Annotated in this window: 4 protein-coding genes; all 4 read right to left on the bottom strand. The window is 72.0% G+C overall.

Going from position 1 to position 2,633, the window contains the following annotated elements; all coding sequences use genetic code 11:
* Positions 1-219: 219 nt before the first annotated feature.
* Positions 220-492, bottom strand: coding sequence for an oxidative damage protection protein (locus A612_RS01925; RefSeq protein ID WP_019372928.1), 273 nt, complete (start codon positions 490-492; stop codon positions 220-222).
* Positions 493-661: 169 nt separating this feature from the next.
* Entirely contained in the window at positions 662-1,165 is a 504-nt protein-coding gene (locus tag A612_RS01920) for a flavodoxin family protein (RefSeq protein WP_019372927.1), read from the bottom strand.
* Between the two features lie 10 nt (positions 1,166-1,175).
* Positions 1,176-1,628, bottom strand: a complete 453-nt coding sequence (locus tag A612_RS01915) for a CopD family protein (protein ID WP_019372926.1) — start codon at positions 1,626-1,628, stop codon at positions 1,176-1,178.
* A gap of 76 nt (positions 1,629-1,704) precedes the next feature.
* On the bottom strand, positions 1,705-2,633 hold a 929-nt coding region (locus tag A612_RS01910; RefSeq protein WP_019372925.1), incomplete at its 5' end, for an L-lactate permease.

Here is a 2,633-nt window from a genome sequence, read left to right as displayed (position 1 = left end):
CCCAGGCCGCCGGCAGGCCGCAGCCGGCCAGAAACGCCACGCGCGCCTGCGGCAGGCCATGGCCTGCGATGCCGTGGTAGCGGTCTCCGAAGCGCGGACTGAAGGGCGCGCCGTCGGGCAGCCAGTCCAGGGATTCACCCATGGGTCGGGAAGCGATGCCCTGCGCGCGCTCGCCTCACGTCCGGCAGCCGGGCCCTGCGCTGGGCGGCCCGCGCCGCCTCATGCGCTGGGCGGCACGTAGCCGGCAGCAACGTCCGCGCCTGCGCCGAAGAAGTGGTTTTCCATCTGGCGGGCCAGGTATTGGCGGGCCCGGGCGTCCGCCAGGTTCAGGCGGTTTTCATTGACCAGCATGGTCTGGTGCTTGAGCCAATCGCCCCAGGCCTGCTTGCTCACGTTCTCGTAGATGCGCTTGCCCAGTTCGCCGGGGTAGGGGGGGAAGTCCAGGCCTTCGGCTTCCTTGCCGAGCTTGATGCAGTGAACGGTGCGTGCCATGTGCGCTCCTCGCGAGGTAAAGGGGGGTTCTGCGTTGCCGCCGGCGCCGGACCCGCCGGGCAGGGCAGCGCGATGGGCCGCACTGTAGCAAGGCCACGGGTTCCGTTGGCCGCTGTAGGGGGATGGTCCGGCGCCGGGCCGCTGGGGCGCTTGCGGCGCCGGGCAGGCGTCAGTAGATGCCCAGCGCCAGGCCTGCGGCCAGCGCCTCGCCCAGCGCCCGGCAGCCCTGCAGGTCGGCGGCGGCGATGGTCTTGGGCGCCAGGATGGCCTCGGGCGTCTGTGCATGGGTGCACACGATCAGTGGCTCCGCCACGCCCTTCAGGCGCCAGCCCGTGGCGATGCGCGCGATCTGCCGGGCTGCGCCCGTGCCATCGCTGCCGGCGCAGACCAGGGTGGCATAGGGGCGGCCCTCGATGCGCTCCAGGGCCGGGTAGTAGCAGCGGTCGAAGAAATCCTTGAGCTGGCCGCTCATGGAGGCCAGGTTTTCCGGGGTGCAGAACAGGTAGCCATCGGCGGCGAGCACGTCCTCGGGACCGGTGTCCGCCGCGTGCTGCAGCCGCACCTGGCAGTTTCCCGCGGCCAGCGCCCCGTCGCGGGCCGCCTCCGCCATCTGGCGCGTGCCGCCGGTCTGGCTGTGCCAGACGATCAGCAGCGTCCTGGGGGGCTGCGCCATGGCCCGCGCCTCACCACAGCAACACGACCACGACGATGGCCGTGCCGAGCAGCAGATTGATGCCGACCCAGGTGCGGATGCGCGCCAGGGCGTCGCCCCCTACAGCCCAGTCTGCTGCCTGGACGGCCGTATCCAGGCGCGACAGCAGCGCAAGGTAGATATAGGCGTAGATCGCCATCATCAGCAGACCCACCCCGGACATGAACTTCCAGTCCCAGGGCATGACAAAGCCCCCGCCCATGCTCACCATGCCGATCAGCGCCAGCCCGGTGGTCAGCACGACCACGACGCTCGCGCCCACCGCCGCCAGGAAGCGCTGCAGGATGGCGCGCATCAGCGGCACGCGCTCGGCCGGCGCAAGCTGCTGCACCGCCGGGCGCAGGAAGAAATGGGCGAACGCCATCCCGCCCACCCAGACGATGATGGACAGGACGTGGAGCAGCTTCAGGGCGTTGTAGAGCATGGTTGAAGCGGAAAGAGGGCAGCCGGAACTGGCGCGCATTGTGCCCATGCCCGCAGAGCCCGCAGGCCGCGTGCGCCTACAGGGCGAGTGCCACCAGGCCCGCCAGGGCGACCAGCAGCGTGTTCAGGCAGGCCAGCAGGAAGCCGAAGCGCACCAGCGCGCCTTCCTCTTCCCGCGTCCCCCGCGCCAGGCCCAGCGCCACCATGGCAATGGGGATGGAGGCCATGGCGGCGTGCCCGGCGCCGCTGTTCTGCAGGGCGGCGAGCAGCGGACGGGCGGTCTCGGGCAGCAACCCGATCGCGGGCATGAAGATGGCGTTGCCACCGAGCGTGGAGCCCGTCAGGTAGCCCGACAGCGCGCCCAAGGCGGCCACCACCGGGCCGGCGGCGGCCAGGGAGAGCGCGGACAGCGCCTGCGTCAGCGCGTCCAGGAAGCCGCCCTTGACCATGATCTGCGACAGCGCGAGAAACCCGGCGATGGTCAGCAGCGGCCGCGTGGCGCGCGCACGCAACGCCTGCCCGAGGGCGGGGCGGCCAGCCGGCGGGCGCAGCAGCCCCGGGTGGCGCCAGGCGATCCCCATGGACGCGGCGGCCAGCGCGAGCCCGGGCGAGGTCAGCGGCTTCCAGACCACGGCATGGCCGGCGACCTGCCACAGCCCATCGGCCTGTGTGAGCAGCACCCCGCCCTTGAGCAGCAGCACGCAGCCGATCAACACCAGGTAAGGCATGGCTGCGCGCAGGCCGGCGCCGCCGCTGCCGGGCCTTCGTGCCCAGGACGGGGCAAGGAGCACCACCATCACGGCCAGGCCAGCGCCCACTCCCGCCATCTCCGGCCCGGTGAAGCGGCTCAGTGCGGCCAGCACCGCCAGGAAGAGCAGGCAGCACAGAGCCAGCGCCAGCCAGGCGCGTGCGTCGCGCGCTTTCGTCCACCACAGCGACAGCGTGGCGATGGCCAGGAAGACCGGCGCGCTGGTGAAGACCGTGTCGGTCGCCAGCCGCTCCGCCG

Origin of the sequence: Melaminivora alkalimesophila (assembly GCF_000282995.1) — a bacterium.
Lineage (GTDB): Bacteria > Pseudomonadota > Gammaproteobacteria > Burkholderiales > Burkholderiaceae_C > Melaminivora > Melaminivora alkalimesophila.
Note: the sequence above shows the minus strand (reverse complement) of the source record. Positions and strands in the feature narration are given on the sequence as shown.

Coding starts and splice junctions, on each gene's coding strand:
- A612_RS01915 (WP_019372926.1), bottom strand. CDS start 1,628: ATGCTCTACAACGCCCTGAAGCTGCTCCACGTCCTGTCCATCATCGTC.
- A612_RS01920 (WP_019372927.1), bottom strand. CDS start 1,165: ATGGCGCAGCCCCCCAGGACGCTGCTGATCGTCTGGCACAGCCAGACC.
- A612_RS01925 (WP_019372928.1), bottom strand. CDS start 492: ATGGCACGCACCGTTCACTGCATCAAGCTCGGCAAGGAAGCCGAAGGC.